Consider the following 25606-nt stretch of genomic DNA (forward strand, 5'->3'; position numbering starts at 1 on the left):
CCGGGCCGTTCGAGCGGGCCGATCGGCGACGGTAGACTACGCGCATTATGCGCATCCTCGTGACCGGCGGCGCCGGATTCATCGGTTCGGAGTTCGTCCGTCAGCTCCTCGGAGCGGATGAGAGCGCCCGGATAACCGTCTTCGACAAGCTCACCTACTCGGGCGTCCTGGAGAACCTGGCCCCGGTGGCAGACCACCAGGGCTACGCCTTCGTCCAGGGCGACATCTGCGACGCGGACGCCGTCGACCAGGTCATGCCGGGCCACGACGTGGTGGTGCACTTCGCCGCCGAGTCGCACGTGGACCGGTCGATCGCCGGCGCGGGCCCGTTCGTCGTGACCAACGTCCTGGGCACCCAGGTCCTGCTCGACTCCGCCCGCAAGCACGGCGTCGGCCGCTTCGTCCACGTCTCCACCGACGAGGTCTACGGCTCCATCAGCGAAGGCTCCTGGACCGAGACCTGGCCGCTGGCCCCGAACTCCCCCTACTCGGCCTCCAAGGCCGGCTCCGACCTGCTGGCGCTGGCGTACCACCGCACCCACGGCATGGACGTCGTGGTGACCCGCTGCTCCAACAACTACGGGCACTACCAGTTCCCGGAGAAGGTCATCCCGCTGTTCACCACCAACCTGATCGACGGCAAGAAGGTGCCGCTGTACGGGAACGGTGGCAACATCCGCGACTGGCTGCACGTCGCGGACCACTGCCGGGGTATCGAGCTGGTCATGCGCGGCGGCCGCGCCGGCGAGGTCTACAACATCGGCGGCGGCACCGAGGTCACCAACAAGGAGCTGACCGGCCTGCTGCTGGAGGCCGCGGGCACCGGCTGGGACATGGTCGAGTACGTCGAGGACCGCAAGGGCCACGACCTGCGCTACTCCCTGGACATCAGCAAGATCCGCGAGGAGCTCGGCTACGAGCCGCAGGTGTCCTTCCCGGACGGCCTCGCCGCGACCATCGCCTGGTATCGCGAGAACCGCGCCTGGTGGGAGCCGCTGAAGCAGAAGGCGGCCCTGGCCAAGTGACCGCGAACGCCGCCGGCCGGGTGCGCTGGCTGGTCACCGGCGCGGCCGGGATGCTCGGGCAGGACCTGCTGTCGGTGCTGGCCACCGACCCGACCGCCGAGATCACCGCGCTGCGCCGGGCGGACCTCGACATCACCGACGCCGCGGCCGTGCTGGCCGCCGTCGAGGGCCACGACGTCGTGGTCAACTGCGCCGCGTGGACGAACGTCGACGCCGCCGAGACCGAGGAGGACGCCGCCACCGCCGTCAACGGCACCGGTGTGCGCCTCCTCGCCGCGGCGTGCGCGAAGACCGGTGCCCGGCTGCTGCACGTCTCCACCGACTACGTCCTGCCGGGCGATGCCACCGAGCCCTGCCCGGAGGACGCCCCGACCGCGCCGGTCAACGCGTACGGCCGGAGCAAGCTGGTGGGGGAGCGGGCCGTCGCCGAACTGCTCCCCGAGCACGGCTACGTCGTGCGGACCGCCTGGCTGTACGGCGAGCACGGCCCGAACTTCGTGGCCACCATGCTCAAGCTGGCCGCCCAGCGGGAGACCCTGGACGTGGTCGACGACCAGCACGGCCAGCCGACCTGGTCGTACGCGCTCGCCGGCCGCCTGGCCGAACTCGGCCGGGCCGCGCTCGCCGGACGGGCCCCGGCCGGGGTCTACCACGGCACCGCGAGCGGCCGGACCACCTGGTGCGGGCTGGCCCGGGAGGCCTACGCGCTGAGCGGGCTCGACCCGGAGCGGATCCGCCCGACCACCTCGGAGGCGTTCGTCCGACCGGCCGTCCGTCCCGCGTTCAGCGTGCTGGGCCACGACCGCTGGGCCGCCGCCGGGCTGGCGCCCCTGCCCGAGTGGCGGGCCATGCTGGCCGAGGCCCTGGAGCGCCCGGCCTTCCGGGCGCTGCGCACCGCGGCGGAGCGGTGAGCGGCGTGCTCGGCCGGCTGACGCGCGCGCTGCCGCCGGGACTGCTGGCGGTCGGCGTCGGGACGGTCACCCTCGGGGTGGCCTCGTACGCGCACCTCGCGGTGGCCGGGCACGCGCTCGACCGCGAGTCGCTCGCCGAGGTCTCCGTCCTGTGGACGATGGCGATGTCCTTCGCGCTCGGGCTGTTCTTCCCGGTCGAGCAGGAGCTGACCCGGGTGATCGCGGCCCGGACCGCCCGCGGCGAGGGCGCGGCCCCGGTGCTGCGCAAGGCGGCGGTGCTGACCGGCGGACTGCTGCTGGTGGTGCTCGTCGGGCTCGGGGTGTTCTCCCGGCAGCTCGCGGACGTGTTCTTCCACGGCGACCGGAGCCTGGTCGTGGCGCTGGCCGCCGCGTTCGTCGGACCGGCCGCCTGCTACCTGACCCGCGGCGTGCTGGCCGGTCTCGGGCACTTCGGTGCGTACGGCCTGCAGCTCGGGCTGGACGGCGTCCTGCGGATCGTCTTCTCGGTCGGTCTGCTGGTGGCGGGCGTGCACTCCGCGCTCGCGTACAGCCTGATCCTGGCGGTCTCCCCGCTGCTGGCCATGCTGGTCAGCCTGCCGCGGACGCTGCGGATCGCTCTTCCGGGGCCGACCATCGGCTGGCGGGAGCTGTGCAGCGGCCTGGGCATGCTGACCGTCTCGTTCCTGCTGGCGCAGTTCGTCGCGAACGCCGCGGTGCTCAGCATCCAGGTGCTGGCGCCCTCGCAGGCCGTGCTGGTCGGCGCGTTCACCGGCGCGATGGTGCTCAGCCGGGTCCCGCTGTTCGTCTTCGGCGCGCTGCAGGCCTCCCTGATGTCGGGGCTGTCGACGGCCGTGGCGACCGGCGACCGGGCGGGCTTCCGCAAGCTCCTGACCAAGACCTGCGGCATGGTGGCGGCCCTCGGTGTCCTCGGCGGGGTGCCCGCCGTGGTCCTGGGGCCATGGGTGATTCACATCGCGTTCAACGCGGACCGGCATGCTCTCGGTCCGGTGGACTTCCTCTGGCTCTCGGTCGGCACGCTCGCCTACCTGCTCGCCACGGTCGTCGGCCAGGCGGTCATCGCCCGCGGCCACCACCGTCGCCAGCTGCTCGGATGGGCGCTCGGCACCGCGACCCTGCTGCTGGTGACCTGCCTCCCGGGATCGCCCGCCGTCCGGGTGGAGGCCGCCTACACCGCCGGTCCGCTGGTGGTGCTCGTGATCATGTTGCTGGCGCTGCGCGGCGACGGTAGCGTGCGCGGCGCCGGTGCGGACTCGTCACCGGTCGCCGTCTCCGCCGACTCGGTCTCCGCGAGCTGATCACGATGTCGTCACAGCTCCCCCCGGAGACGCCCCGCGGTACCGATATCCCTAGCATGTGCTCCATTCACCCCCATGCCTCACCGAAGCGTGAAAGGCGAGATCCATCGTGCAGCTGAGTGTGCTGACTTCGATCACCGGCGTGCTGGTGCTCGTGTGGATCCTGGAGCTGCTGCGTCGTCAGCAGCTCCGGGAGAAGTACGCGGCCCTCTGGCTGGCCATCGGCGTCGTGATCGCCCCGCTGGGCTTCTTCCCCCGGCTGCTGGACTCGACCGCGCGCCGCCTCGGCGTGGCCTCCGGGGTCAGCCTCGTCCTGTTCGCCGGCTTCGTGCTGGTCCTGCTGGTCTGCGTGCACCTCAGCTGGGAGACGAGCCGGCTGGAGGCCGAGACCCGCACCCTGGCCGAGGACGTCGCGATGATGCGCGCCCACCTCGCCGAGCACCACGACTTCCCGATTGCCCGCTCCGGCAGCGACGTGAACGACCCCGAGGTGAAGGCATGATCGACGGCAAGCGGGTTCTGATCATCCTCCCCGCCTGGAACGAGGCCGAGGGCCTGCCGAAGATCCTCCGCGAGATCCAGCAGAAGCTCCCCGGCGTGGACACCCTGGTGGTCGACGACGGTTCGACGGACAGCACCGCGGCGGTCGCCGCCGCGTACGGCTCGAAGGTCGCGCAGCTGCCGTACAACCTCGGTGTCGGCGGCGCGATGCGCTTCGGCTACCGCTACGCGCACCTGCACGACTACGACGTGGCGATCCAGTGCGACGCCGACGGCCAGCACGACCCGGCCTACGTGCCCGCACTGCTGGAGAAGCTCCGCGACGAGGCCGACCTGGTCATCGGCGCCCGCTTCGCCGGCGAGGGCTCGTACAAGGTGCGCGGCCCGCGCTCCTGGGCGATGAAGCTGCTCTCGGTGGTGCTGTCGCGGGTCGCCAGGACCCGGCTCACCGACACCACCTCGGGCTTCAAGGCCTGCAACAAGCCCATGATCGAGTTCTTCTCGCACTGGTACCCGGTCGAGTACCTGGGCGACACCATCGAGAGCATGGTCGGCGCGGCCCGCTGCGGCTTCGTCATCCGCCAGGTCCCGGTCGCGATGCGCGAGCGGACCACCGGCACGCCCTCCGCCTCCCCGATCAAGGCGACGATCTACCTGGCCCGGGCCGGCCTGGTGCTGCTGCTCGCCCTCATCCGCCGCATGCCCGCGAACGTGAAGGCCATCGAGCCCGCCACCCGCGCCGCCGCCCGCCGGCCCGAGCTCATTGGCAAGGTCTAGTACCCGATGTCCCGTTTCGAGATCCTGATGCCGTACTACGGCGACGTCCGGCTGATGCAGGACGCCGTCCGCAGCGTGCTGGCCCAGGACGGTGACGACTGGCGCCTCACGGTCGTCGACGACGGCAAGGAGCCGGACGTCCCCGGCTGGTTCGAGTCCCTCGCGGACCCGCGGGTGCGGTACCTGCGCAACGAGACCAACCTCGGCGTCAGCGGCAACTTCAACCGCTGCGTCCAGCTCGCCGAGTACGACCACCTCGTACTCATGGGCTGCGACGACCTGATGCACCCCAACTACCTGAAGGTGGTCCGGGACGCGCTGGAGCGCTTCCCGGACGCCGGCATGGTCCAGCCCGGCGTGCTGGTCATCGGCGCCGACGGCAACCCGGTCGGCAGCCTCGCCGACACGGTCAAGCGCCGGCTGTACGCGCCGAAGGACCCGGGGCCGCTGCTGATGTCCGGCGAGCCGCTCGCGATGAGCCTGATGCGCGGCGACTGGCTGTACTTCCCGTCCGTGTGCTGGCGCACCAAGGAGATGCAGGCGACCGGTTTCCGGGCGGACCTCGGCGTCATCCAGGACCTCGCGATCATCGTCGACCTGCTCCTCGCCGACGTCTCGCTGGCGGTCGTGCCCGAGGTGTGCTTCAGCTACCGGCGGCACGCGGTCAGCGAGTCCTCGGTCACCGCCTTCACGGGCAAGCGCTTCGAGGAGGCCCGCCGCTTCTTCCGGGAGACCGCGGACCGGCTGGACGCCCACGGCTGGCACCGGGCGGCCACCATCTCCCGCCGCTTCGTCTCGTCCCGGCTGCACGCGCTCAGCATGATCCCCGCGGCCGGCCGCAAGGCGGGCCTGCGGGGCGTCGGGGCGATGCTGAGCCATGTGGCCGGCCGCCGGGCCTGACCCGTGAGAACCCTCCAGCAAGCCCCTCCCAGCGCCCAGGAAGCGACCATGTCCCAATACGACGACGTCTGGCTGGTGATCCCCGCCTACAACGAAGGCCAGGTGATCGCCGATGTGGTGGAGAACGCCCGCAGGACGTTCCCGAACATCGTCGTGGTCGACGACGGGAGCACCGACGGCTCGGCCGAGCACATCCTGACCACCGGCGCCCACCTGGTGCGCCACCCGGTCAACCTCGGCCAGGGCGCCGCCCTGCAGACCGGGCTCTCCTACGCGCTGCAGCAGCCCGACGCCCGGTACTTCGCCACCTTCGACGCCGACGGCCAGCACCAGACGGCCGACGTCGAGAAGATGGTCGCCGTGCTGCGCGGCGGGACCGCGGACGTCGTCCTCGGCTCGCGCTTCATCGAGCAGTCCGAGCAGGTCCCGATGATCAAGCGCGTGGTGCTCCGCACGGCGGCCGCCGTCAGCCCGACCGCCCGCAAGCTGAAGCTCACCGACTCGCACAACGGCCTGCGCGTGATCAACCGCGAGGCGGCCTCCCAGCTGCGCATCACGATGAACGGCATGGCCCACGCCTCGGAGATCGTCGGCCTGCTGGCGAAGTCCTCGCTGCGCGTCGTGGAGGTCCCCGTGGACATCCTCTACACCGAATACTCGCGCGCCAAGGGCCAGTCCCTGATCAACGGCGTCAACATCCTCTTCGACATCTCGCTCCGGGAGCGTGGCCGGCGATGAAGTACTTCTGGATCCAACTGGTGCTGGTGCTGGGTTCCGGCACGGCGGCGCTCATCTTCATCCGGCGCTGGGACCGGACCAACACCAGGGCCTGGAAGCGCATCGCCTTCGTGCTGTTCGTGCTGGCGAACATCTACGCGGTGCTGCGTCCGGGCGACGTCACCTGGGTGGCGAACCGGCTGGGCGTCGGCCGCGGCACCGACCTGGTGCTGTACATGATGGTGCTGGCGCTGGCCTTCCTGGCGCTCAACACCTACCTGCGCTTCCGCTCCCTGGAGAAGAAGCTCACCGACATGGCCCGCACCGTCGCCATCACCGAGGGCGCGCGGCTCAACCAGGAGCGCTTCGACGAGAAGGTCTCCGGCTAGCTCCGTCCGGTCCCCGTCGGGGGCCGACGAACCGGGCCCGGTACGCGGTGTGCGTACCGGGCCCGGTTCCGTTCGGGGGCGGGGGTCAGGCCGAGGCCTGCGACAGCGGCCGAGCCGGCGCCGCCAGCGGCTGTTCCTGCCGGGGCGGCTTGCGCAGGCCCAGGTCCTTCAGCTTCAGCGCCGGCTTCTCCACGGCGTGCCAGGAGCAGAACGCGGCGACGACCGAGAGCGCCACCGAGGCCGCGGTGTAGGTCCAGTACCCGTGCTTGTTGACGCCCCAGAGCGCGAGGCACTGCTGGATCGGGAACGCGTAGATGTACACCCCGTACGAGAGGTCGACCTTGGTGCCGACCTTCGTCAGCGGGCCGGGCATCCGGCAGGCCAGCCAGATCAGCAGGTAGGCGAAGGCCGGCAGGCCGAACAGGGTGAAGCCGCCGTACCGGGCGGTGCCGAGGAAGACGAGGGCGGCCAGGACACCGGCCGGGTCGTTGATCGGCAGCCGGTTCTTGTACAGCTCCGCGACCGCGCCGAGGCCGAACATGAAGGTCAGCGGTATGAACATGTCCAGGCTGATCGAGCCCAGGAACGGCAGCTGCCAGCCGGTGAGGCCGGCCGGCGCGTACTCGGGGGCGCGCAGCAGGTGGAAGTCCGAGGCGAGGTGGACCATGTACGCGTAGAGCCCGAGGACCATCACCGCGACGGCCCAGCGCGCCCGGCGCAGCACGCCGACCGCGGCCAGGGCGACCACCAGCAGGTAGCAGAGCACCTCGTACGCCAGCGACCACACCGAGCCGTTGAAGGCGGTGGGGTGCGGCACGTGGTCGAGCAGCCCGGAGATGCCCCACTGGGACACTCCGATGGACCAGTTGGCCTCCAGGTACGCCAGCGGCCCCTCCGGGTGCGACCAGAAACCGGCCAGCCGGCCCTGGTGGTACGCGACGACCGGGGCGACCACGAGCGCCGTCAGCAGCAGGCAGGCCCAGAGCCCGGGGAGGATGCGGATGGCCCGGTTCCAGAGGAACCGGGCCGGGCTCAGCCGCATGCCGCTGCGGGTGATCAGCAGCCCGGAGAGCACGAAGAAGCCGCTCACCGCGATCGCGCCGACGTTGGTCTGGCCGCGGCTCTCCAGCAGCCCGAGGTCGGCCTTGCCCAGCCCCAGGGGCATCGCGTGGGCGAAGATCACGGCCAGGGCGAGGACGAGCCGGAGGAGGCCGAAGCCGTTCTTCCGTCCGAGGGCCTCCGACAGCGGCGGACTGGCCGTCAGGACCGACCTCTTGCGTGCGGTGTGCGACATGGGCGGGGGACTCCGGGCCGGTGGTCGTGGAGGGACGTGGACTGCGCGCCTCACCCTATCCGCCGGGGCCGGGCCCCCACCGGGGCGGCAGGGGCCCCTGATGGGCCGGGGGCACGCCATGACACGCTCTTGGGGGTGCGATTACCATGAGTCCCGGCCAGGGCCCGGCATCGCCGGCGGCGATGATCCATCCGCCGGAGGCCCGCAGCACGTCAGGAGTTTCGGCCGACCTGTGCCGATCGGGCGCTCGGCCGCCGCCCGCAGAGCTCGCCCGCATCCGGCGAGCCGGTCCGACCCGCGGCAGTGCGCCGCTTCACGGAAGCGAAGAGACATGACGGATTTGGCCCCGGACGTCGTCGGCGGCCGCGCCGGCGTGCCCGACGACGAGGCGACCACGGCGTCCTCCGACGGATCGCCGAGCGGCCGTCGGGGCGACCGCTTCTCGCGGTGGACGGAGAAGCGCTGGTTCCTCCCGCTGGCGGAAGGCCTCGTCAGCGTCGGCGTCGCGCTCGGCTTCATGCTGCTGTGCACGCACATCAGCGTCAACCCCACCACCCGGATCGGCCAGGTCAGCGGGCTCGCCAAGATCCAGCAGTACGCGGCGCTCCTGGGCATCCCGGTCCTCGCGGTGCTGCTGCTGCTCGCCTACCGCGGGACGCTGCGTTACTACCGGGTCGCGCAGCGGCTGGCGTGCGCCGCCGTCGCGGGCCTGGGCACCGGCGTGGTGGCCGGCGGCATCGTGGTCGCCCTGCACGGCACCCCCTGGGGCCTCGGCGGCCAGGAGGGCGACCCGGGCAACCTGATGGGCATGGCCAACGACATGCTGCGCGGGAAGGGCCTGCCCGGGGTGTACCCCCCGCTGTTCCCCGCCCTGCTCGCGGTCTGGGCCAAGTTCTTCCACAACGGCATCGCCGGTGTGGGCCACGCGCTCAAGGACCTGCAGCTGATCCTCAGCGCGCTCGTCGGCCCGATGGCCTACCTGTCCTGGCGCCTGCTGCTGCGCCCGTTCTGGGCGATGGCGATCGCGGTGCCGGCGTCGATCGTCTTCCTCGACCCGATCCGCCCGTACAGCCACGGCTCGATGCTGGTGCTGCTGCCGCTGCTGGCGGCCTGCTTCCGGGAGATCCGCCGGGTCGACGAACTCTCGACCCGCTCGGCGCTGCTGCGCGGCCTCGGCTTCGGCGCCGCGTTCGGGGTGATGTTCCTCTGGTACTCGGGCTGGTACCTGTGGGCGGCGCCGGGCTCGTTCGTCCTGGTCCTGATGATCTTCCCGTGGCGCCGCGGCCGGAGCGCCCTCAAGCGCGCGCTGGTCTTCCTCGGCGCCATGCTGGTCACCGCCGGCGTCATCGGCGCTCCGCTGCTCTACCAGCTGGTCCGCCTCGGGGCCTCCACGCTCGACCGCTACGCCTACATCAACACCTACATCGACCCGGCCTACGTCATGGGCTGGGCCTCGGACCGCTCCGGCGACCTGACGTACCACAACTGGCCGGGCCAGGGCGACATCGCCGGGCAGACCGGCTTCGGTGTGCTCCTGCTGCTCGGCGTGGGCATCGGCGTGGGCCTTGGCCTGCGCAACATGGTGATCCGCACCGCCGGCATGGTCCTCGCCGGCGCCTGGCTGATGCGCTTCTGGTTCGCCTCGCACATGGAGCACAACCAGGCCGTCCAGCTCTACCCGCGCACGACCTGGATAATTTTCTACTGCCTGATCATCCTGGCCGTCATGGGCGTCATGCTGACCTACCAGCGCGGCTTCGGCTGGGTCCGGAGCACGCTGGCCGAGGTGGCCCCGTCCCGGGCCGCCCGGATCTCGCCGCGGGTGATGGCGCAGCTGGCCGCGGGCCTGGTGTGCGCGCTCGCCCTGTTCGCGACCATGGGCGGCTCCTGGTCGGCCAACCGCTTCATGCCCTCCACCAACCCGGGCGTCGAGGACATGGGCCTGGACGCGCTGCGCGCCCACCTGCAGCAGCTCGACAACGGCCAGTGCCCCAAGTACTCGCCGTACAAGGGCAAGCAGGCCTGCAACCCGATCAACATGGACCTGACCGAGTACACCTTCGGCCCGGACCCGATGAAGCTCTGGTGCGCCAACACCACGTCGAGGGACGTGGACGTGACCTGCGGGCGCCCGCCCGCGAACTGACCTTCGCGGTCGATCACCCCGTCGGGGCCGGTGAGGAGCACCTCACCGGCCCCGATTGGCATCTCGACTGCTCCATGTGGCAGTATGTCCAAGTTGCTCGGTTGAGTGCCGATGCTGCGCGCCTCCCGCCGGGAGGACCGGAAGCGAGTCCCATCTACTCGTCGTTCCCGTGATGGCCGTCAAGCGTGAGTTCTACGCCACGGCAGCTGCGGGGCGAAAGTACGGGAATCTTCCGGGAAGCGTGAGCGGGGCCTCGGCCCGGCGCCCCCAACCCCGAAAGTTCGAAACCGACGAAGTGATTCGTTGGTTTTTTGCAAGCGCGCAGGCGACACGCCCGAGCGCGGGGGTCGGAGGGTGGTCGTGCAGTGACTAAGGACAAAGGACTACTGAGTAGCCATGGCGGGACAGAAGATCCGCATCCGGCTCAAGGCCTACGACCACGAGGTCATCGACTCTTCGGCGAAGAAGATCGTCGAGACGGTGATCCGTACTGGTGCGCAGGTCGCGGGCCCGGTGCCGCTGCCCACTGAGAAGAACGTGTACTGCGTCATCCGCTCGCCGCACAAGTACAAGGACTCGCGCGAGCACTTCGAGATGCGTACTCACAAGCGTCTGATCGACATCCTCGACCCCACGCCGAAGACGGTTGACTCGCTCATGCGTCTCGACCTGCCGGCTGGCGTCGACATCGAGATCAAGCTCTGAGAGGCGCACCGAAGATGGCTAAGCAGATTAAGGGCATCCTGGGCGAGAAGCTCGGCATGACCCAGGTCTGGGACGAGAACAACCGGGTCGTTCCGGTGACCGTCGTCAAGGCTGGGCCCAATGTCGTGACCCAGGTCCACACCGCCGACAGCCCGGCCGGCTACGACGCCGTCCAGATCGGCTTCGGCGAGATCGACCCCCGCAAGGTGAACAAGCCCCTCGCGGGCCACTTCGCCAAGGCCGGTGTCACCCCGCGCCGCCACCTGGTCGAGCTCCGTACCTCGGACGCGTCCGAGTACACCCTCGGCCAGGAGATCACCGCTGAGCTGTTCGAGGCGGGTGTCAAGGTCGACGTGACCGGCACCTCCAAGGGCAAGGGCTTCGCCGGTGTCATGAAGCGTCACAACTTCAAGGGCCTCGGCGCCGGTCACGGCGTGCAGCGCAAGCACCGTTCGCCCGGTTCCATCGGTGGCTGCGCCACCCCGGGCCGCGTGTTCAAGGGCCTGAAGATGGCCGGCCGGATGGGTCACGAGCGTGTGACCACCCAGAACCTGACCGTGCACGCGGTTGACGCGGAGAAGGGTCTGCTCCTGATCAAGGGTGCGATCCCGGGCCCGAACGGCGGCCTCGTCCTCGTCCGCACCGCGGCGAAGGGGCTGTGAAGGATATGAGCACCATTGACATCCTGTCGCCCTCGGGTGACAAGACCGGCAGCCTGGAGCTGCCGGCCGAGATCTTCGACGCGAAGGTCAGCGTTCCGCTGATGCACCAGGTCGTCGTGGCGCAGCTCGCTGCGGCCCGTCAGGGCACCCACAAGACCAAGACTCGTGGCGAGGTCCGCGGTGGCGGCAAGAAGCCGTACCGCCAGAAGGGCACCGGCCGCGCCCGTCAGGGCTCGACCCGTGCGCCGCAGTTCGCCGGCGGTGGCGTCGTGCACGGTCCCGTGCCGCGTGACTACTCGCAGCGGACCCCGAAGAAGATGATCGCCGCCGCCCTGCGCGGTGCGCTCACCGACCGGGCCCGCCACAACCGCATCCACGTCGTCACCGACGTGGTCGCGGCCGAGGTGCCGTCGACCAAGGCCGCCAAGGGCCTGTTCGGCAAGATCACCGAGCGCAAGAACATCCTCCTCGTCGTCGAGCGTGCCGACGAGCTGGGTCTGAAGAGCGCCCGGAACCTGCCGCACGTGCACATCCTGGACGCCGGTCAGCTGAACACCTACGACGTGCTCGTCTCCGACGATGTGGTCTTCACCCAGGCCGCCTTCGAGCGTTTCGTGGCGGGTCCCGCCGCGTCCGCCAAGGCCGTTGCCGCTGAGGGCGAGCTCGAAGGGAGCGCCGCCTGATGAGCGACGTTACGAGCAAGACGTTCACGGACCCCCGTGACGTCCTGGTGAAGCCGGTCATCTCCGAGAAGAGCTACAGCCTTCTCGACGAGAACAAGTACACGTTCATCGTGTCGCCGGGCGCCAACAAGACCCAGATCAAGCAGGCCGTCGAGGCGGTCTTCTCGGTCAAGGTCGAGGCTGTCAACACGATCAACCGTCAGGGCAAGCGCAAGCGCTCCAAGACGGGCTTTGGCAAGCGCAAGGACACCAAGCGCGCCATCGTGACGCTGGCCGAGGGCAACCGCATCGACATCTTCGGTGGTCCGGTCTCCTAACGGAGATCGTGATCGTCGATAAGGACGAGGACGAGAGAGCCAAATGGGCATCCGCAAGTACAAGCCGACTACGCCGGGCCGTCGTGGCTCCAGCGTGGCCGACTTCGTAGAGATCACGCGGTCCACGCCGGAGAAGTCGCTGGTTCGCCCCCTGCACAGCAAGGGCGGCCGTAACAACGCCGGTCGGATCACCGTTCGCCACCAGGGTGGCGGTCACAAGCGCGCCTACCGCGTGATCGACTTCCGTCGTCACGACAAGGACGGCGTGCCGGCCAAGGTCGCGCACATCGAGTACGACCCGAACCGCACCGCGCGCATCGCGCTCCTGCACTACGCGGACGGCGAGAAGCGCTACATCATCGCGCCGCGTGGCATCACGCAGGGCGACCGGATCGAGAACGGCGCTGGCGCCGACATCAAGCCGGGCAACAACCTGCCGCTGCGCAACATCCCGGTCGGTACCACCATCCACGCGGTGGAGCTGCGTCCCGGTGGCGGTGCCAAGCTGGCCCGCTCCGCCGGCTCCGGCATCCAGCTGCTGGCGCGTGAGGGCAAGATGGCGCACCTGCGCATGCCCTCCGGTGAGATCCGCCTGGTGGACGCGCGCTGCCGCGCGACCGTCGGCGAGGTCGGCAACGCCGAGCAGTCGAACATCAACTGGGGCAAGGCCGGCCGCATGCGCTGGAAGGGCGTTCGCCCGACCGTGCGTGGTGTCGCCATGAACCCGATCGACCACCCGCACGGTGGTGGTGAGGGTAAGACCTCCGGTGGTCGCCACCCGGTCTCGCCGTGGGGCCAGAAGGAGGGTCGCACCCGTCGCCCGAAGAAGGCGTCGGACGCTCTCATCGTGCGCCGCCGCAAGACCAACAAGAAGCGCTAGGAGCAGGTCAGATGCCGCGCAGTCTCAAGAAGGGCCCCTTCATCGACGGCCACCTTCTCAAGAAGGTGGACGCGCAGAACGAAGCGGGTACCCAGAACGTCATCAAGACCTGGTCCCGTCGCTCCGTGATCTTCCCGGCCATGCTCGGCCACACGATCGCGGTTCACGATGGTCGCAAGCACGTCCCGGTGTTCGTCACCGAGTCGATGGTCGGCCACAAGCTGGGCGAGTTCGCTCCGACCCGCACCTTCCGCGGCCACGTCAAGGACGACCGCAAGTCGAAGCGTCGCTAGTCGCCTGAGCTTCACCGCCAGAACGACTCAATGACTTACTCCATTAAGGGGACAACCATGGAAGCCAGGGCCCAGGCGCGGTACATCCGCGTCACGCCCATGAAGGCCCGCCGCGTGGTGGACCTCATCCGTGGCCTGCCGGCCACGGAGGCCCAGGCCGTCCTGCGTTTCGCTCCGCAGGCCGCCACCGTGCCGGTCGGCAAGGTGCTCGACAGCGCCATTGCCAACGCCGCGCACAACTACAACCACTCCAACGTGGACGACCTCTACATCTCCGAGGCGTACGTTGACGAGGGTCCGACCCTGAAGCGGTTCCGTCCGCGTGCCCAGGGCCGTGCCTACCGGATCCGCAAGCGGACCAGCCACATCACCGTGGTCGTCAGCAGCAAGGAAGGGACCCGGTAATGGGCCAGAAGGTTAACCCGCACGGGTTCCGCCTCGGCATCAGCACGGACTTCAAGTCCCGCTGGTACGCCGACAAGCTGTACAAGGACTACGTCAAGGAAGACGTCGCGATCCGTCGTCTCATGACGAAGGGCATGGAGCGCGCCGGCATCTCGAAGGTTGAGATCGAGCGCACCCGTGACCGCGTCCGCGTGGACATCCACACCGCCCGTCCGGGCATCGTGATCGGCCGCCGCGGCGCGGAGGCCGACAAGATCCGGGGCAACCTGGAGAAGCTGACCGGCAAGCAGGTCCAGCTGAACATCCTCGAGGTCAAGAACCCCGAGCTGGACGCCCAGCTCGTGGCTCAGGGCGTCGCGGAGCAGCTGTCCTCCCGCGTCTCCTTCCGTCGTGCCATGCGCAAGTCGATGCAGGGCACGATGAAGTCCGGCGCCAAGGGCATCAAGGTCCAGTGCTCCGGTCGTCTCGGCGGCGCCGAGATGAGCCGTTCGGAGTTCTACCGCGAGGGTCGCGTGCCGCTGCACACCCTCCGCGCGAACGTCGACTACGGCTTCTTCGAGGCCAAGACCACCTTCGGCCGCATCGGCGTGAAGGTCTGGATCTACAAGGGCGACGTCAAGAACATCGCCGAGGTCCGCGCTGAGAACGCCGCTGCCCGCTCGGGCAACCGCCCGGCCCGTCCCGAGGGTGGTCGTCCCGCCCGCGGTGGCGAGCGCCGCGGTGGCGAGCGCGGTGGCCGTGGCCGTCGCCCCGCCGCTTCCGAGGCCCCCGCGGCCCCGGTCGCCGAGGCTCCGGCTGCCGAGAACACCGGAACGGAGGCCTGACTCCCATGCTGATCCCCCGTCGGGTCAAGCACCGCAAGCAGCACCACCCCAAGCGTCGCGGCGCTGCCAAGGGTGGCACCGAGCTCGCGTTCGGCGAGTACGGCATCCAGGCCGTCACCCCGGCCTACGTGACGAACCGGCAGATCGAGTCCGCTCGTATCGCCGTCACCCGTCACATCAAGCGTGGCGGCAAGGTCTGGATCAACATCTACCCGGACCGTCCGCTCACCAAGAAGCCGGCCGAGACCCGCATGGGTTCCGGTAAGGGTTCGCCCGAGTGGTGGATCGCGAACGTGCACCCGGGTCGGGTCATGTTCGAGCTGTCGTACCCCAACGAGAAGGTGGCTCGTGAGGCGCTGACCCGCGCAGCTCACAAGCTCCCGATGAAGTGCCGGATCATCCGGCGCGAGGCAGGTGAGAGCTGATGTCGGCCGGCACCAAGGCTGCTGACCTCCGCGAGCTGGACAACGAGGGTCTCGTTGCCAAGCTCCGTGAGGCCAAGGAGGAGCTGTTCAACCTCCGCTTCCAGGCGGCGACCGGGCAGCTCGACAACCACGGACGGCTCAAGCTCGTCCGTAAGGACATCGCGCGGATCTACACCCTGATGCGCGAGCGCGAGCTGGGCATCGAGACGGTGGAGAGCGCCTGATGACTGAGAACACCAACGAGACGCGCGGTTTCCGCAAGACCCGTGAGGGTCTCGTCGTCAGCGACAAGATGGACAAGACCGTCGTCGTCGCCGTCGAGGACCGCGTCAAGCACGCGCTGTACGGCAAGGTCATCCGCCGTACGAACAAGCTGAAGGCGCACGACGAGGCGAACGCCTGCGGCATCGGCGACCGGGTCCTCCTCGCGGAGACCCGCCCGCTGTCCGCGACGAAGCGCTGGCGCGTCGTCGAGATCCTCGAGAAGGCCAAGTAACGAAGTTGATGCGGTACGGCCGTATGTGCACCAGGCCCCTTGCGGGCGCTGGTGTGAGCAGCGGCCGGCCCGTCAGCTCTCGTTGACGATCAGGAGAAAGCTGTGATCCAGCAGGAGTCGCGACTGCGTGTCGCCGACAACACGGGCGCGAAGGAAATCCTTTGCATCCGCGTTCTCGGTGGTTCCGGTCGCCGCTACGCCGGTATCGGGGACGTCATCGTCGCCACCGTCAAGGACGCGATCCCCGGCGGTTCGGTGAAGAAGGGTGACGTCGTCAAGTGCGTCGTCGTCCGTACCGTGAAGTCGCGCCGTCGTCCCGACGGTTCGTACATCCGGTTCGACGAGAACGCCGCCGTCGTCCTCAAGAACACGGACGGCGACCCCCGTGGTACCCGCATCTTCGGCCCGGTGGGCCGCGAGCTGCGCGACAAGAAGTTCATGAAGATCATCTCGCTTGCGCCGGAGGTGCTCTAACCCATGGCGAACAGCATGAAGATCAAGAAGGGTGACCTGGTTCAGGTCATCACCGGCAAGGACCGCGGCAAGCAGGGCAAGGTCATCCAGGCCATGCCCGCCGAGAACAAGGTCCTGGTCGAGGGTGTGAACCGGGTCAAGAAGCACACCAAGCCGGGCCCGGGCACTCAGGGTGGCATCGTCACCGTCGAGGCCCCGGTGCACGTCTCCAACGTCCAGCTGGTCGTGGAGAAGGACGGCAAGAAGGTCGTCACCCGCGTTGGCTACCGCTTCGATGACGAGGGCAACAAGATCCGCGTTGCCAAGCGAACCGGTGAGGACATCTGATGTCTGAGACGACTGTTGAGAAGGTGACCCCCCGTCTCAAGGAGCGTTACAACTCCGAGATCAAGGGTCAGCTGCAGGAGCAGTTCTCGTACGAGAACGTCATGCTGACGCCCGGCCTGGTCAAGGTCGTCGTCAACATGGGTGTCGGCGAGGCTGCCCGTGACAGCAAGCTGATCGAGGGTGCGATCCGCGACCTGACCGCGATCACCGGTCAGAAGCCGGCCGTGACCAAGGCTCGCAAGTCCATCGCGCAGTTCAAGCTGCGCGAGGGCCAGCCGATCGGCACGCACGTCACCCTCCGCGGTGACCGCATGTGGGAGTTCCTGGACCGTCTGGTTTCGCTGGCCCTGCCGCGAATCCGTGACTTCCGTGGTCTTTCCCCGAAGCAGTTCGACGGCCGTGGCAACTACACCTTCGGTCTGACCGAGCAGGTTATGTTCCACGAGATCGACCAGGACAAGGTCGACCGTCAGCGCGGTATGGACATCACCGTCGTGACCACCGCTCAGACCGACGACGAGGGCCGGGCGCTCCTGCGCGCTCTGGGCTTCCCGTTCAAGGAGGCGTGAGCCAATGGCGAAGAAGTCCCTCATCGCGAAGGCCGAGCGGAAGCCGAAGTTCGGCGTCCGGGCCTACACCCGGTGCCAGCGCTGCGGCCGTCCGCACTCGGTGTACCGCAAGTTCGGCCTCTGCCGTGTCTGCCTCCGTGAGATGGCGCACCGCGGCGAGCTGCCGGGCGTGACCAAGAGCTCCTGGTAATCCAGGCGCTTTAGGCACACAGCGAAGCAGAGGTGCCCGATCCCACACCCGCCCGTTTTGGGCCTGCCGTACGGAGTCCCGTAAGGTAGTGGGGTCGGGCCCCCTGCCACGGCTTCCCCATGGATGTCCGTGGTCCTCTACGGAGGGCTCGCACCCAGTCTTACGACGTCGCAGGTCCCCTGCGCTTGTGCCCCTGACGAACTCGGAAGAGTGCGGCAGGGGGACCTGGCGCGGAGAAACCGCGGCGAGAGAGGCCTGAGGCCATCATGACCATGACCGACCCCATCGCAGACATGCTCACGCGTCTGCGTAACGCGAACTCGGCGTACCACGACACCGTGGCGATGCCGGCCAGCAAGATCAAGGCGCACGTCGCCGAGATCCTGCAGCAGGAGGGGTACATCTCCTCCTACAAGGTTGAGGAGCCCACTGAGGGCGAGGTCGGCAAGAAGCTGACCATCGAGCTCAAGTTCGGCCCCAACCGTGAGCGCTCCATCGCCGGCATCAAGCGCATCAGCAAGCCGGGTCTGCGCGTTTACGCAAAGTCCACCAACCTGCCGAAGGTTCTCGGCGGCCTGGGCGTGGCGATCATCTCCACGTCCTCCGGCCTCCTGACCGACAAGCAGGCCGCCAAGAAGGGCGTAGGCGGAGAAGTTCTCGCCTACGTCTGGTAATTCGGGAAACGGAGGTACAGCAATGTCGCGCATTGGACGGCTGCCCATCCAGGTCCCCGCTGGCGTGGACGTCACCATCGATGGCCAGACGGTCTCGGTGAAGGGCCCGAAGGGCTCCCTCACCCACGTCGTCGCCGCGCCGATCGAGATCGGCAAGGGCGAGGACGGCACTCTGGCTGTCACCCGCCCCAACGACGAGCGTCTGTCGAAGGCCCTGCACGGCCTGACCCGCACGCTGGTGGCGAACATGATCACCGGCGTGACCGCGGGCTACCGCAAGTCGCTGGAGATCAGCGGTGTCGGCTACCGAGTTCTGGCGAAGGGCTCCGACATGGAGTTCCAGCTGGGCTACAGCCACCCGATCCTCGTCGAGGCCCCCGAGGGCATCTCCTTCGTCGTCGAGTCCGCCACCAAGTTCCACGTGGACGGCATCGACAAGCAGAAGGTCGGCGAGGTCGCCGCGAAGATCCGCAAGCTGCGCAAGCCGGACCCGTACAAGGCCAAGGGTGTCAAGTACGCGGGCGAGGTCATCCGCCGCAAGGTCGGAAAGAGTGGTAAGTAAGCGATGAGTGTCTCTGTCAAGATCGGCAAGGGCAACGCCTACAAGAGCGCCGCTCGCAAGCGCCGCGCGATCCGCGTTCGCAAGCGCGTCGTCGGCACCGAGGTGCGTCCGCGCCTCGTCGTGACGCGCTCGAACCGTCACATGGTCGCCCAGGTCATCGACGACGCCAAGGGTCACACCCTGGCGTCGGCGTCCACCCTCGACGTGTCCATCAAGGGCGCCGAGGGCGACAAGACCGAGCTGGCCAAGAAGGTCGGGAGCCTGGTCGCCGAGCGCGCCAAGGCCGCCGGCATCGAGTCGGTCGTCTTCGACCGCGCGGGCAACCGGTACGCCGGCCGCATCGCCGCCCTGGCGGACGCGGCCCGCGAGGCCGGGCTCGACTTCTAAGCCGCTCGTCGACTCTGTCGGCGGACGTAATCGAGAGAGGTAATTCCAATGGCTGGACCCCAGCGCCGCGGTAGCGGCGCCGGCGGCGGCACCGGCGGTGGCGAGCGGCGCGACCGTAAGCGTGACGACCGGGGCAACGCCCCCGCCGTCGAGAAGACCGCTTACGTCGAGCGCGTCGTCGCGATCAACCGTGTCGCCAAGGTTGTCAAGGGTGGTCGTCGTTTCAGCTTCACCGCGCTGGTCGTGGTGGGCGACGGTGACGGCACCGTGGGTGTCGGTTACGGGAAGGCGAAGGAGGTTCCGGCCGCCATCGCCAAGGGTGTTGAGGAGGCCAAGAAGAACTTCTTCAAGGTCCCCCGTATCCAGGGCACCATCCCGCACCCGATCCAGGGTGAGAAGGCCGCCGGCGTCGTGCTCCTGAAGCCCGCCGCCCCCGGTACCGGTGTTATCGCCGGTGGTCCGGTGCGCGCCGTCCTGGAGTGCGCCGGCATCCACGACATCCTGTCGAAGTCGCTCGGCTCCGACAACGCGATCAACATCGTGCACGCCACCGTGGCTGCTCTGAAGGGCCTCGTGCGCCCCGAGGAGATCGCCGCCCGTCGTGGCCTGCCGCTGGAGGACGTGGCCCCCGCCGCTCTGCTGCGGGCGCGTGCTGCTGGGGTGAGCGCCTGATGGCTCGCCTGAAGATCACGCAGACCAAGTCGTACATCGGCAGCAAGCAGAACCACCGTGACACCCTGCGTTCGCTTGGTCTCAAGCGCATGCACGACGTCGTGGTGAAGGAGGACCGTCCCGAGATCCGCGGGATGGCCCACACGGTCCGTCACCTGGTGACGGTTGAGGAGGTGGACTGATCATGGGCGAGAACCCGATCAAGATCCACAACCTGCGTCCCGCCCCGGGTGCCAAGACCGACAAGATCCGCGTGGGTCGTGGTGAGGCCTCCAAGGGTAAGACTGCCGGTCGTGGTACCAAGGGCACCAAGGCCCGCTACCAGGTTCCGCAGCGCTTCGAGGGTGGCCAGATGCCGCTCCACATGCGCCTGCCGAAGCTGAAGGGCTTCAAGAACCCGTTCAAGATCACGTTCCAGGTCGTCAACCTCGACAAGCTGGCCGAGCTCTACCCGCAGGGTGGAGAGGTCACCGTCGAGGACCTGGTCGCCAAGGGCGCGGTTCGCAAGAACTCCCTCGTCAAGGTGCTCGGCACCGGCGAGGTCTCGGTTGCGCTGCAGGTGACGGTCGACGCCGTCTCCGGCTCCGCCGCCGAGAAGATCACGGCCGCCGGCGGTACGGTCACCGAGCTCGTCTGAGCCCGCTGAATACCGCTTTCGAGCCCCGCACCTCCTTCGGGAGGTGCGGGGCTCGTGCCTTTTCCGGCCCGTTCCGGACCCGGTGGCCCGATTTCGGCCGCGGTCGGGAAATCGGATCGGTCGGCGCTCCGGGCCCCGGAAGGGCCCTCGTTCTTTTGTGTGGCAAACCCGGGCATCCCGTACCCCGTGAGTGGGGGACGGGCCGTACGCGCTTCTTCGGAGTGGCCGCGCACTGTTAGAGTCCGTGGAGTTCCCTTGTAGGCTGCGCGTAGGCTCGCCTGTGCCGTCTGTACGGGAGCCCGAACCGCAAACTCCCCATTCAGGACCGACCCTCCCGCCGACGACGCGCGGGAGGCGCAGGAGGCACCGTGCTCAGTGCGTTCGCGCGGGCGTTCCAGACGCCCGACCTGCGCAAGAAGCTGCTGTTCACGCTGGGCATCATGGTGCTGTTCCGGCTGGGCTCGCACATTCCGATTCCGGGCGTGAGTTTCACGGCCGTGAACGAGTGCGTGAAGGAGACCAAGAACAGCGGCCTCTTCGGGCTCGTCAACCTGTTCAGCGGTGGCGCGCTCCTCCAGTTGACGATCTTCGCCCTCGGCATCATGCCGTACATCACGGCAAGCATCATCCTCCAGCTCCTCACCGTCGTGATCCCGCGACTGGAGGCGCTGAAGAAGGAGGGCCAGGCCGGACAGACCAAGATCACCCAGTACACCCGCTACCTGACCATCGCGCTCGCCGTGCTCCAGGGCACCGGCATCGTGGCGACGGCCTCCAGCGGCGCGCTGTTCTCCGGCTGCCCGCTGGCCAACCAGATCGTCCCGGACACCGGCGTGTTCCGCATCGCCGTCATGGTCCTCACGATGACGGCCGGCACCACGGTCATCATGTGGCTGGGCGAGCTGATCACCGACCGCGGCATCGGCAACGGCATGTCGCTGCTGATCTTCACCTCGATCGCGGCGCAGTTCCCGTCCTCGATGTGGGCGATCAAGCAGTCCGGCACCATCGGCGGCGGCTGGGTCGAGTTCCTCTCCGTGGTCGCGGTCGGCATCATCGTCGTGATGCTCGTCATCTTCGTCGAGCAGGCCCAGCGCCGGATCCCGGTCCAGTACGCGAAGCGGATGATCGGCCGCCGGGCGTTCGGCGGCACCTCGACCTACATCCCGCTCAAGGTGAACCAGGCCGGTGTCATCCCGGTCATCTTCGCCTCGTCGCTGCTCTACATCCCCGCCCTGGTGGTCCAGCTGACCAACAGTCAGGCGGGCTGGGCCACGTGGATCCGGACGAACTTCGTCAAGGGTGACCACCCGATCTACATGGCCACCTACTTCCTGCTGATCGTCTTCTTCGCGTTCTTCTACGTCGCCATCTCCTTCAACCCCGAAGAAGTTGCCGACAATATGAAGAAGTATGGTGGGTTCATCCCGGGCATCCGGGCCGGCCGTCCGACGGCCGAGTACCTGAACTACGTGCTGACCCGTATCACGTGGCCGGGTTCGCTCTACCTGGGCCTGATCGCGTTGATCCCGATGATCGCCCTGGTCGCCTTCGGACAGCAGACCAACTTCCCGTTCGGCGGCACCAGCGTTCTCATCGTCGTCGGCGTCGGACTCGAAACTGTGAAGCAGATCGAGAGCCAGCTCCAGCAGCGCAATTACGAAGGGTTCCTCCGCTGATGCGTATCGTCCTCGTTGGTCCTCCCGGGGCCGGGAAGGGTACTCAGGCGCACCTGCTCGCCAAGACCCTGTCCATTCCCCACATCTCCACCGGCGACCTCTTCCGCGCCAACATCGGCCAGGGCACCCCGCTGGGGCTCGAGGCCAAGAGCTACATGGACGCGGGCCGTCTGGTACCGGACGAGGTCACCATCGGGATGGCCAAGGACCGCATGCTCCAGGAGGACGCCGTCAACGGCTTCCTGCTCGACGGCTTCCCCCGCAACCTGGGCCAGGCCAAGGCGCTGGACGAGTTCCTCGCCGAGCAGGGCATCGCGTTGGACGGCGTGCTCGACCTGGAGGTGCCCGAGGACGAGGTCGTCCGCCGGATCGCCGGTCGCCGACTGTGCCGCAACAACGGCGGCCACGTCTTCCACGTGGACTACAACCCGCCGAAGGCCGAGGGCGTCTGCGACGAGTGCGGCGGCGAGCTGTACCAGCGCTCGGACGACACCGAGGACAAGGTGCGCACGCGCCTGGAGGTCTACCACACGGAGACCGAGCCGATCATCGGGTACTACAAGGAGCAGGGTCTCCTGGTGACCATCCCGGCCCTCGGCAAGGTGGACGAGGTCACCGCCCGCGCGATCGAGGCGCTGAAGCAGGACAGCTGAGTCTCTCGGCGAACGTACGACGGTACGGCCGGATCGCCCGCCCAGCGGGTGGCCCGGCCGTTTCGGCGTCGTACGGTGGTAGGCAGTGGTAATCCGGACTTGGAAGGCGTGACCAGATGGTGGAGATCAAGACCCCCGAGCAGATCGCGAAGATGCGAGCGGCCGGGCTGGTCGTCGCCGAGGCCCTCAAGGCCTGCCGCGAGGCGGTCGCTCCGGGGGTGACCACCCAGGAGCTCAACGACATCGCGGACAAGGTCATCACCGACCACGGCGCCACCTCGAACTTCCGCGCGCACCACGGCGGCCTGTGGTTCCCGGGCGTGATCTGCGCCTCGGTGAACAACGAGGTCGTGCACGGCATCCCGGGCGAGCGGGTGCTGCAGGAGGGCGACCTCATCTCGATCGACTGCGGGGCCATCCTGGACGGCTGGCACGGCGACGCGGCGATCAGCGTGGCGGTCGGCGAGGTTCGGCCCGAGGTCGAGATGCTGAGCCGGGTCACCGAGGGCTCGATGTGGGCCGGCATCGCCCAGATGAAGAAGAACAACCGCCTGGTCGACGTCTCCAAGGCGATCGAGGGCTTCATCCGCCGCCAGCCGCTGCCGCCGAAGGGCAAGTGGGGCATCACCGAGGGCTACGGCGGCCACGGCATCGGCACCGCGATGCACATGGAGCCGCACGTGCTGAACTACGTCGAGCGCGGCCGCGGCAAGGGCCCGAAGCTGGTCCCCGGCACGGTCCTGGCGATCGAGCCGATGGTCTCGCTGGGCACCCCGCACACCACCGTCCTGGACGACGAGTGGACGGTCGTCACCAACGACGGCACCTGGGCCTCGCACTGGGAGCACTCGGTGGCCGTGACCGAGCAGGGCCCGCTGGTCCTGACCGCGTTCGACGGCGGCACGGCCGAACTGGCGAAGCTGGGCATCACCGCCGCTCCGGACCCGCTCGCGTAGTCCCGGCGGCGGCCCGCCGCCGCCGGTGAAGGGGCCCGAGTCCTGGAGGTTTGGACCTCCAGGGCTTTTGTCCTATTTTTATCGGCTGGCAGTGGTCGGCACTGGCCGTACGAGCGAGCAGGAGACAGCACGTGCTCAAGGGATTCCGCGACTTCATGATGCGCGGCAACGTCGTCGACATGGCGGTCGGTGTGGTCATCGGTGCCGCGTTCACCGCGGTGGTGACCGGCTTCGTGTCCGCCTTCCTCACCCCGCTGGTCGGCGTGGTGGTCGGCGCGGCCGGCGACTTCAGCTCGTACAAGGCGACGGTGGCCGGGGTCACCTTCCCGTACGGCCAGTTCCTCAACGTCCTGATCGCCTTCGTCATGACCGCCGCGGTGCTCTACTTCTGCGTGGTCCTGCCGATCACCAAGGCGACCGCGCGCTACCTGCCGAAGAAGCCGAAGGCCCCGAAGCGCCCCTGCCCCGAGTGCCTCACCGAGATCCCCGAGGCCGCCCGTCGCTGCTCGGCCTGCACCGCGCAGGTCGAGCCGCTGACGGTCACGCTCGGGGCCTGAGACGGCGGGTGTGACGGGTGCCGCCTTCCGGGACCCCCGTTTTGGTCCACCGGATGCGCTGGCGTAGGATGGACCGTCGGCTCACTCGTAGCGTGCTTCAGCACGCCCTCTTCCCCTCGGGGGCGGGGTGAACCCAGGTTCGCACGAGCGTTCCGCATACGGTAGCCGGTCCCGGAAGGTGGATCTCGCAGTTCATGGCTAAGAAGCAAGGCGCCATTGAGATCGAGGGCACCGTGATCGAGTCTCTTCCGAACGCGATGTTCAAGGTCGAGCTGCAGAACGGTCACAAGGTCCTCGCGCACATCAGTGGCAAGATGCGCATGCACTACATCCGCATCCTGCCGGACGACCGGGTCGTCGTGGAGCTCAGCCCCTACGACCTCACGCGCGGCCGGATCGTCTACCGCTACAAGTAAAACGTCAGATCTAGACCCGGAGAACCTGAAGCATGAAGGTCAAGCCGAGCGTCAAGAAGATCTGCGACAAGTGCAAGGTGATCCGCCGTCACGGCCGGGTCATGGTGATCTGCGACAACCTGCGCCACAAGCAGCGCCAGGGCTGATCTCTCCCCAGCATTTCTCGTAGTACTTCGCGCGACGCGAAAACGTCATAAGCGGGCTGCCCGATCCGTCCCCCGGGACGGACTGCCACCCCCGGTCAGAGGCCGGGGCTCCCTCACCGAGAGGTGCAGGAGTAGGTAGCACGCAAGACCTCTGAAAAAGCACAGGAGCCTTGAATGGCACGCCTCGCCGGCGTTGATCTCCCCCGTGAGAAGCGGATCGAGATCGCCCTCACCTACGTGTACGGCATCGGCCGTACCCGCGCCCAGCAGACCCTCGCCGAGACCGGCGTCAACCCGGATGTCCGCGTTCGCGACATCACCGAGGAAGACCTGGTCAAGCTGAGCCAGTACATCGACGCCAACTACACGGTCGAGGGTGACCTCCGCCGTGAGGTGGCCGCCGACATCCGCCGCAAGGTCGAGATCGGCTGCTACGAGGGTCTGCGTCACCGTCGGGGCCTGCCGGTCCGCGGCCAGCGCACCCACACCAACGCGCGTACCCGCAAGGGCCCGCGTCGCGCGATCGCCGGCAAGAAGAAGCCGGGCAAGAAGTAGTCCGTCCCGTAACCGGACATCCCTCCGGCCCGCGGGTCAGCGGACCGACCACCTCAGTAGGAGAACAGACTTATGCCCCCCAAGGGTCGTCAGGCTGCCGGCGCGAAGAAGATCCGCCGCAAGGAAAAGAAGAACGTCGCTCACGGCCACGCGCACATCAAGAGCACGTTCAACAACACCATCGTTTCGATCACCGACCCCGCGGGCAACGTGATCTCCTGGGCCTCCGCCGGCCACGTCGGCTTCAAGGGCTCGCGCAAGTCCACCCCGTTCGCCGCGCAGATGGCCGCCGAGGCCGCTGCCCGTCGCGCGCAGGAGCACGGCATGCGCAAGGTCGACGTCTTCGTGAAGGGTCCGGGCTCCGGCCGCGAGACCGCGATCCGTTCGCTCCAGGCCACCGGCCTGGAGGTCGGCTCGATCCAGGACGTCACCCCCACCCCGCACAACGGCTGCCGTCCGCCGAAGCGCCGCCGCGTCTGACGCAGC

The 25606-nt window shown here is 68.5% G+C and carries 39 protein-coding genes; 38 read left to right on the forward strand and 1 reads right to left on the reverse strand.

All coding sequences use genetic code 11. The features are described 5' to 3' along the window. The first annotated feature begins 47 nt into the window (after window positions 1-47). The 8 genes from rfbB to ACFV04_RS03630 all read left to right on the forward strand — a co-directional run bounded on the left by rfbB (window position 48) and on the right by ACFV04_RS03630 (window position 6536). Complete coding sequence (rfbB, locus tag ACFV04_RS03595; RefSeq protein ID WP_360254639.1) at window positions 48-1025, forward strand: dTDP-glucose 4,6-dehydratase; 978 nt, start codon at window positions 48-50, stop codon at window positions 1023-1025. Then, window positions 1022-1936, forward strand: coding sequence for a dTDP-4-dehydrorhamnose reductase (gene rfbD / locus ACFV04_RS03600; RefSeq protein ID WP_380341331.1), 915 nt, complete (start codon window positions 1022-1024; stop codon window positions 1934-1936). The genes rfbB and rfbD overlap by 4 nt, the downstream gene beginning before the upstream one ends. Then, window positions 1933-3252 carry a hypothetical protein gene (locus ACFV04_RS03605; protein WP_360254643.1) on the forward strand — a complete coding sequence of 440 codons (1320 nt, stop codon included), beginning with the start codon at window positions 1933-1935 and terminating at the stop codon, window positions 3250-3252. The genes rfbD and ACFV04_RS03605 overlap by 4 nt, the downstream gene beginning before the upstream one ends. A 121-nt stretch (window positions 3253-3373) precedes the next feature. Continuing rightward, window positions 3374-3754, forward strand: a complete 381-nt coding sequence (locus ACFV04_RS03610; protein WP_350519905.1) for a DUF2304 domain-containing protein — start codon at window positions 3374-3376, stop codon at window positions 3752-3754. Next, window positions 3751-4530: a glycosyltransferase family 2 protein gene (locus ACFV04_RS03615; RefSeq protein ID WP_360254647.1), complete on the forward strand. Its 780-nt coding sequence runs from the start codon at window positions 3751-3753 to the stop codon at window positions 4528-4530. Before ACFV04_RS03610 ends, ACFV04_RS03615 begins: the two co-directional genes overlap by 4 nt. 6 nt (window positions 4531-4536) lie before the next feature. Beyond that, window positions 4537-5430, forward strand: coding sequence for a glycosyltransferase family 2 protein (locus ACFV04_RS03620; protein WP_360254649.1), 894 nt, complete (start codon window positions 4537-4539; stop codon window positions 5428-5430). 48 nt (window positions 5431-5478) lie between these two features. Next, complete coding sequence (locus ACFV04_RS03625; protein ID WP_380341326.1) at window positions 5479-6168, forward strand: glycosyltransferase family 2 protein; 690 nt, start codon at window positions 5479-5481, stop codon at window positions 6166-6168. Continuing rightward, window positions 6165-6536 (forward strand): DUF2304 domain-containing protein, encoded by a 372-nt coding sequence (locus tag ACFV04_RS03630; RefSeq protein ID WP_360254653.1) that lies wholly within the window; start codon window positions 6165-6167, stop codon window positions 6534-6536. Before ACFV04_RS03625 ends, ACFV04_RS03630 begins: the two co-directional genes overlap by 4 nt. A gap of 85 nt (window positions 6537-6621) precedes the next feature. Here the strand turns inward: ACFV04_RS03630 and ACFV04_RS03635 are convergent, their stop codons facing one another. Then, complete coding sequence (locus ACFV04_RS03635) at window positions 6622-7830, reverse strand: acyltransferase family protein (RefSeq protein ID WP_380526592.1); 1209 nt, start codon at window positions 7828-7830, stop codon at window positions 6622-6624. Between the two features lie 331 nt (window positions 7831-8161). Between ACFV04_RS03635 and ACFV04_RS03640 the strand changes: the two genes are divergently transcribed. From ACFV04_RS03640 to rpsK, 30 genes are all read left to right on the forward strand, one after another. After that, complete coding sequence (locus tag ACFV04_RS03640; RefSeq protein WP_380341320.1) at window positions 8162-9976, forward strand: hypothetical protein; 1815 nt, start codon at window positions 8162-8164, stop codon at window positions 9974-9976. Window positions 9977-10372: 396 nt separating this feature from the next. Continuing rightward, window positions 10373-10681, forward strand: a complete 309-nt coding sequence (gene rpsJ / locus ACFV04_RS03645; RefSeq protein WP_012785157.1) for a 30S ribosomal protein S10 — start codon at window positions 10373-10375, stop codon at window positions 10679-10681. Between the two features lie 14 nt (window positions 10682-10695). After that, window positions 10696-11343, forward strand: coding sequence for a 50S ribosomal protein L3 (gene rplC, locus ACFV04_RS03650; RefSeq protein WP_360254659.1), 648 nt, complete (start codon window positions 10696-10698; stop codon window positions 11341-11343). A gap of 5 nt (window positions 11344-11348) precedes the next feature. Continuing rightward, a complete protein-coding gene (rplD, locus tag ACFV04_RS03655) occupies window positions 11349-12026 on the forward strand; it encodes a 50S ribosomal protein L4 (RefSeq protein ID WP_093861718.1) in 678 nt (225 codons plus the stop codon). Then, complete coding sequence (gene rplW, locus ACFV04_RS03660; RefSeq protein WP_030280768.1) at window positions 12026-12343, forward strand: 50S ribosomal protein L23; 318 nt, start codon at window positions 12026-12028, stop codon at window positions 12341-12343. The genes rplD and rplW overlap by 1 nt, the downstream gene beginning before the upstream one ends. 43 nt (window positions 12344-12386) lie before the next feature. Further along, window positions 12387-13223: a 50S ribosomal protein L2 gene (gene rplB, locus ACFV04_RS03665; RefSeq protein WP_030393297.1), complete on the forward strand. Its 837-nt coding sequence runs from the start codon at window positions 12387-12389 to the stop codon at window positions 13221-13223. Between the two features lie 11 nt (window positions 13224-13234). Continuing rightward, complete coding sequence (rpsS, locus tag ACFV04_RS03670; RefSeq protein ID WP_030055821.1) at window positions 13235-13516, forward strand: 30S ribosomal protein S19; 282 nt, start codon at window positions 13235-13237, stop codon at window positions 13514-13516. Between the two features lie 57 nt (window positions 13517-13573). After that, window positions 13574-13921, forward strand: coding sequence for a 50S ribosomal protein L22 (rplV, locus tag ACFV04_RS03675; protein WP_095874452.1), 348 nt, complete (start codon window positions 13574-13576; stop codon window positions 13919-13921). Further along, complete coding sequence (gene rpsC, locus ACFV04_RS03680; protein ID WP_360254661.1) at window positions 13921-14745, forward strand: 30S ribosomal protein S3; 825 nt, start codon at window positions 13921-13923, stop codon at window positions 14743-14745. Before rplV ends, rpsC begins: the two co-directional genes overlap by 1 nt. Window positions 14746-14750: 5 nt before the next feature. After that, entirely contained in the window at window positions 14751-15170 is a 420-nt protein-coding gene (rplP, locus tag ACFV04_RS03685; RefSeq protein WP_030055824.1) for a 50S ribosomal protein L16, read from the forward strand. Next, a complete protein-coding gene (rpmC, locus tag ACFV04_RS03690) occupies window positions 15170-15394 on the forward strand; it encodes a 50S ribosomal protein L29 (RefSeq protein WP_049649042.1) in 225 nt (74 codons plus the stop codon). The genes rplP and rpmC overlap by 1 nt, the downstream gene beginning before the upstream one ends. Beyond that, window positions 15394-15666 carry a 30S ribosomal protein S17 gene (rpsQ, locus tag ACFV04_RS03695; protein WP_030055826.1) on the forward strand — a complete coding sequence of 91 codons (273 nt, stop codon included), beginning with the start codon at window positions 15394-15396 and terminating at the stop codon, window positions 15664-15666. Before rpmC ends, rpsQ begins: the two co-directional genes overlap by 1 nt. Before the next feature lie 102 nt (window positions 15667-15768). Next, a complete protein-coding gene (gene rplN, locus ACFV04_RS03700; protein ID WP_030393301.1) occupies window positions 15769-16140 on the forward strand; it encodes a 50S ribosomal protein L14 in 372 nt (123 codons plus the stop codon). A 15-nt stretch (window positions 16141-16155) separates the two neighbouring features. Beyond that, window positions 16156-16467: a 50S ribosomal protein L24 gene (gene rplX / locus ACFV04_RS03705; protein ID WP_030055828.1), complete on the forward strand. Its 312-nt coding sequence runs from the start codon at window positions 16156-16158 to the stop codon at window positions 16465-16467. Next, complete coding sequence (rplE, locus tag ACFV04_RS03710; protein ID WP_030393302.1) at window positions 16467-17036, forward strand: 50S ribosomal protein L5; 570 nt, start codon at window positions 16467-16469, stop codon at window positions 17034-17036. The genes rplX and rplE overlap by 1 nt, the downstream gene beginning before the upstream one ends. A gap of 4 nt (window positions 17037-17040) precedes the next feature. Next, a complete protein-coding gene (locus ACFV04_RS03715) occupies window positions 17041-17226 on the forward strand; it encodes a type Z 30S ribosomal protein S14 (RefSeq protein WP_030393303.1) in 186 nt (61 codons plus the stop codon). A gap of 266 nt (window positions 17227-17492) precedes the next feature. Beyond that, complete coding sequence (gene rpsH, locus ACFV04_RS03720) at window positions 17493-17900, forward strand: 30S ribosomal protein S8 (protein ID WP_354641027.1); 408 nt, start codon at window positions 17493-17495, stop codon at window positions 17898-17900. Window positions 17901-17922: 22 nt separating this feature from the next. Then, entirely contained in the window at window positions 17923-18462 is a 540-nt protein-coding gene (gene rplF / locus ACFV04_RS03725) for a 50S ribosomal protein L6 (protein ID WP_360254664.1), read from the forward strand. A 3-nt stretch (window positions 18463-18465) separates the two neighbouring features. Next, window positions 18466-18849, forward strand: a complete 384-nt coding sequence (gene rplR / locus ACFV04_RS03730; RefSeq protein ID WP_030280785.1) for a 50S ribosomal protein L18 — start codon at window positions 18466-18468, stop codon at window positions 18847-18849. A gap of 48 nt (window positions 18850-18897) precedes the next feature. Next, window positions 18898-19521, forward strand: coding sequence for a 30S ribosomal protein S5 (rpsE, locus tag ACFV04_RS03735; RefSeq protein WP_030055834.1), 624 nt, complete (start codon window positions 18898-18900; stop codon window positions 19519-19521). After that, window positions 19521-19703 carry a 50S ribosomal protein L30 gene (gene rpmD / locus ACFV04_RS03740; protein WP_030055835.1) on the forward strand — a complete coding sequence of 61 codons (183 nt, stop codon included), beginning with the start codon at window positions 19521-19523 and terminating at the stop codon, window positions 19701-19703. The genes rpsE and rpmD overlap by 1 nt, the downstream gene beginning before the upstream one ends. A 2-nt stretch (window positions 19704-19705) precedes the next feature. After that, complete coding sequence (rplO, locus tag ACFV04_RS03745) at window positions 19706-20158, forward strand: 50S ribosomal protein L15 (RefSeq protein WP_360254666.1); 453 nt, start codon at window positions 19706-19708, stop codon at window positions 20156-20158. A gap of 368 nt (window positions 20159-20526) precedes the next feature. Further along, a complete protein-coding gene (gene secY / locus ACFV04_RS03750; RefSeq protein WP_360254668.1) occupies window positions 20527-21837 on the forward strand; it encodes a preprotein translocase subunit SecY in 1311 nt (436 codons plus the stop codon). Continuing rightward, a complete protein-coding gene (locus ACFV04_RS03755) occupies window positions 21837-22490 on the forward strand; it encodes an adenylate kinase (protein WP_380341311.1) in 654 nt (217 codons plus the stop codon). The genes secY and ACFV04_RS03755 overlap by 1 nt, the downstream gene beginning before the upstream one ends. Window positions 22491-22606: 116 nt before the next feature. Further along, entirely contained in the window at window positions 22607-23446 is an 840-nt protein-coding gene (gene map / locus ACFV04_RS03760; protein ID WP_380341310.1) for a type I methionyl aminopeptidase, read from the forward strand. Between the two features lie 131 nt (window positions 23447-23577). After that, window positions 23578-24003: a large conductance mechanosensitive channel protein MscL gene (gene mscL, locus ACFV04_RS03765; RefSeq protein ID WP_360254674.1), complete on the forward strand. Its 426-nt coding sequence runs from the start codon at window positions 23578-23580 to the stop codon at window positions 24001-24003. A gap of 194 nt (window positions 24004-24197) precedes the next feature. Next, the gene (infA, locus tag ACFV04_RS03770; protein ID WP_003956442.1) at window positions 24198-24419 is read left to right on the forward strand and encodes a translation initiation factor IF-1; all 222 of its coding nucleotides are present in this window, start codon (window positions 24198-24200) and stop codon (window positions 24417-24419) included. A 32-nt stretch (window positions 24420-24451) separates the two neighbouring features. Beyond that, a complete protein-coding gene (rpmJ, locus tag ACFV04_RS03775; RefSeq protein ID WP_003956441.1) occupies window positions 24452-24565 on the forward strand; it encodes a 50S ribosomal protein L36 in 114 nt (37 codons plus the stop codon). Between the two features lie 174 nt (window positions 24566-24739). Continuing rightward, window positions 24740-25120 carry a 30S ribosomal protein S13 gene (rpsM, locus tag ACFV04_RS03780; RefSeq protein ID WP_030259703.1) on the forward strand — a complete coding sequence of 127 codons (381 nt, stop codon included), beginning with the start codon at window positions 24740-24742 and terminating at the stop codon, window positions 25118-25120. Window positions 25121-25192: 72 nt separating this feature from the next. Then, window positions 25193-25600 carry a 30S ribosomal protein S11 gene (rpsK, locus tag ACFV04_RS03785; RefSeq protein ID WP_030232513.1) on the forward strand — a complete coding sequence of 136 codons (408 nt, stop codon included), beginning with the start codon at window positions 25193-25195 and terminating at the stop codon, window positions 25598-25600. Window positions 25601-25606 lie beyond the last annotated feature (6 nt).

It is taken from the genome of Kitasatospora sp. NPDC059599, assembly GCF_042735125.1.
In the GTDB taxonomy this organism is placed as follows: Bacteria; Actinomycetota; Actinomycetes; order Streptomycetales; family Streptomycetaceae; genus Kitasatospora.

Excerpts from the sequence above, each read along its gene's own strand:
- rfbB (WP_360254639.1), top strand. The coding sequence starts at position 48 with ATGCGCATCCTCGTGACCGGCGGCGCCGGATTCATCGGTTCGGAGTTC.
- ACFV04_RS03615 (WP_360254647.1), top strand. The coding sequence starts at position 3,751 with ATGATCGACGGCAAGCGGGTTCTGATCATCCTCCCCGCCTGGAACGAG.
- ACFV04_RS03620 (WP_360254649.1), top strand. The coding sequence starts at position 4,537 with ATGTCCCGTTTCGAGATCCTGATGCCGTACTACGGCGACGTCCGGCTG.
- ACFV04_RS03625 (WP_380341326.1), top strand. The coding sequence starts at position 5,479 with ATGTCCCAATACGACGACGTCTGGCTGGTGATCCCCGCCTACAACGAA.
- ACFV04_RS03630 (WP_360254653.1), top strand. The coding sequence starts at position 6,165 with ATGAAGTACTTCTGGATCCAACTGGTGCTGGTGCTGGGTTCCGGCACG.
- ACFV04_RS03635 (WP_380526592.1), bottom strand. The coding sequence starts at position 7,830 with ATGTCGCACACCGCACGCAAGAGGTCGGTCCTGACGGCCAGTCCGCCG.
- ACFV04_RS03640 (WP_380341320.1), top strand. The coding sequence starts at position 8,162 with ATGACGGATTTGGCCCCGGACGTCGTCGGCGGCCGCGCCGGCGTGCCC.
- rpsJ (WP_012785157.1), top strand. The coding sequence starts at position 10,373 with ATGGCGGGACAGAAGATCCGCATCCGGCTCAAGGCCTACGACCACGAG.
- rplC (WP_360254659.1), top strand. The coding sequence starts at position 10,696 with ATGGCTAAGCAGATTAAGGGCATCCTGGGCGAGAAGCTCGGCATGACC.
- rplD (WP_093861718.1), top strand. The coding sequence starts at position 11,349 with ATGAGCACCATTGACATCCTGTCGCCCTCGGGTGACAAGACCGGCAGC.
- rplW (WP_030280768.1), top strand. The coding sequence starts at position 12,026 with ATGAGCGACGTTACGAGCAAGACGTTCACGGACCCCCGTGACGTCCTG.
- rplB (WP_030393297.1), top strand. The coding sequence starts at position 12,387 with ATGGGCATCCGCAAGTACAAGCCGACTACGCCGGGCCGTCGTGGCTCC.
- rpsS (WP_030055821.1), top strand. The coding sequence starts at position 13,235 with ATGCCGCGCAGTCTCAAGAAGGGCCCCTTCATCGACGGCCACCTTCTC.
- rplV (WP_095874452.1), top strand. The coding sequence starts at position 13,574 with ATGGAAGCCAGGGCCCAGGCGCGGTACATCCGCGTCACGCCCATGAAG.
- rpsC (WP_360254661.1), top strand. The coding sequence starts at position 13,921 with ATGGGCCAGAAGGTTAACCCGCACGGGTTCCGCCTCGGCATCAGCACG.
- rplP (WP_030055824.1), top strand. The coding sequence starts at position 14,751 with ATGCTGATCCCCCGTCGGGTCAAGCACCGCAAGCAGCACCACCCCAAG.
- rpmC (WP_049649042.1), top strand. The coding sequence starts at position 15,170 with ATGTCGGCCGGCACCAAGGCTGCTGACCTCCGCGAGCTGGACAACGAG.
- rpsQ (WP_030055826.1), top strand. The coding sequence starts at position 15,394 with ATGACTGAGAACACCAACGAGACGCGCGGTTTCCGCAAGACCCGTGAG.
- rplX (WP_030055828.1), top strand. The coding sequence starts at position 16,156 with ATGAAGATCAAGAAGGGTGACCTGGTTCAGGTCATCACCGGCAAGGAC.
- rplE (WP_030393302.1), top strand. The coding sequence starts at position 16,467 with ATGTCTGAGACGACTGTTGAGAAGGTGACCCCCCGTCTCAAGGAGCGT.
- ACFV04_RS03715 (WP_030393303.1), top strand. The coding sequence starts at position 17,041 with ATGGCGAAGAAGTCCCTCATCGCGAAGGCCGAGCGGAAGCCGAAGTTC.
- rpsH (WP_354641027.1), top strand. The coding sequence starts at position 17,493 with ATGACCATGACCGACCCCATCGCAGACATGCTCACGCGTCTGCGTAAC.
- rplF (WP_360254664.1), top strand. The coding sequence starts at position 17,923 with ATGTCGCGCATTGGACGGCTGCCCATCCAGGTCCCCGCTGGCGTGGAC.
- rplR (WP_030280785.1), top strand. The coding sequence starts at position 18,466 with ATGAGTGTCTCTGTCAAGATCGGCAAGGGCAACGCCTACAAGAGCGCC.
- rpsE (WP_030055834.1), top strand. The coding sequence starts at position 18,898 with ATGGCTGGACCCCAGCGCCGCGGTAGCGGCGCCGGCGGCGGCACCGGC.
- rpmD (WP_030055835.1), top strand. The coding sequence starts at position 19,521 with ATGGCTCGCCTGAAGATCACGCAGACCAAGTCGTACATCGGCAGCAAG.
- rplO (WP_360254666.1), top strand. The coding sequence starts at position 19,706 with ATGGGCGAGAACCCGATCAAGATCCACAACCTGCGTCCCGCCCCGGGT.
- ACFV04_RS03755 (WP_380341311.1), top strand. The coding sequence starts at position 21,837 with ATGCGTATCGTCCTCGTTGGTCCTCCCGGGGCCGGGAAGGGTACTCAG.
- map (WP_380341310.1), top strand. The coding sequence starts at position 22,607 with ATGGTGGAGATCAAGACCCCCGAGCAGATCGCGAAGATGCGAGCGGCC.
- infA (WP_003956442.1), top strand. The coding sequence starts at position 24,198 with ATGGCTAAGAAGCAAGGCGCCATTGAGATCGAGGGCACCGTGATCGAG.
- rpmJ (WP_003956441.1), top strand. The coding sequence starts at position 24,452 with ATGAAGGTCAAGCCGAGCGTCAAGAAGATCTGCGACAAGTGCAAGGTG.
- rpsM (WP_030259703.1), top strand. The coding sequence starts at position 24,740 with ATGGCACGCCTCGCCGGCGTTGATCTCCCCCGTGAGAAGCGGATCGAG.
- rpsK (WP_030232513.1), top strand. The coding sequence starts at position 25,193 with ATGCCCCCCAAGGGTCGTCAGGCTGCCGGCGCGAAGAAGATCCGCCGC.